This is a genomic window from Pedobacter sp. MC2016-24 (genome assembly GCF_015223055.1).
In the GTDB taxonomy this organism is placed as follows: domain Bacteria; phylum Bacteroidota; class Bacteroidia; order Sphingobacteriales; family Sphingobacteriaceae; genus Pedobacter.
The window spans coordinates 1-743 of the sequence record NZ_JADFBX010000046.1 but is presented as its reverse complement, the minus strand read 5'-3'; the positions used below and the strand labels follow the sequence as shown (position 1 = coordinate 743).

The window sequence follows — 743 nt, the reverse complement described above, 5'->3', positions numbered from 1 at the left end:
TCTTTTTTACAGGCCAATATAAAAAGGCCAAAAAGACACAGTACGATCCAGTGTTTATTGTTCATGTTACTTAATTTTCAGTATGGTCATGCCTAAACATTTCCGGGAAATTAGCCGCGATTTTAGCACTGAAATCGTCAAACATCACGTTTGGTCTTTCTGCTATTTTAAAGACATTTTTACCGTTAAATACTTTCATCAGATCTACAAAAAGATGGATGTTACTTTGGCGGTCTTTCCTAACTTTAGCGATCCCCGCTGTCCTTAAATCCACATTAATCACTTTGATGTTATTCAGTGTTGGTGCACTGTAGCCACCAAAAAAGCCAACATGGTACTTCATTTGCTTCTTACCAGTAGGATCACCAGAGGCATTATCTGAAATGACATTAGAGTTCCCCTCGAACTTAAAGAAAATATAACCGCTGTTCCATCCCCAATACATGCCACCATCTTCCATGCCACCACCTGCCGCCGGATCAAGTACACCTGTACGTTTGTCAATAGGCATGGTACTGCGTAAACTGTCTACACCCAACGTAAAAGTTAAATTGGTATAATCGCCTTCAGGCACTTTCACCTTTGCAAACCGGGTAGCTTTATCATCACCTTTAATCAAGAAATAACTACTATCCTGTTTTACGGTATAGGTATTTCCAGCCGCAGTGGTCACCTTAATGTTGCTGATAAAATACTGAATTCTGGATACGGTAAAGGTCTCACCAGCGGCGTTTTTATAAGGA

Annotated in this window: 1 protein-coding gene; it reads right to left on the bottom strand. The window is 40.1% G+C overall.

From position 1 onward, the window contains the following. Nucleotides 1-70: 70 nt before the first annotated feature. On the bottom strand, nt 71-743 hold a 673-nt coding region (locus IM797_RS28190), incomplete at its 5' end, for an MbnP family protein (RefSeq protein ID WP_194130565.1).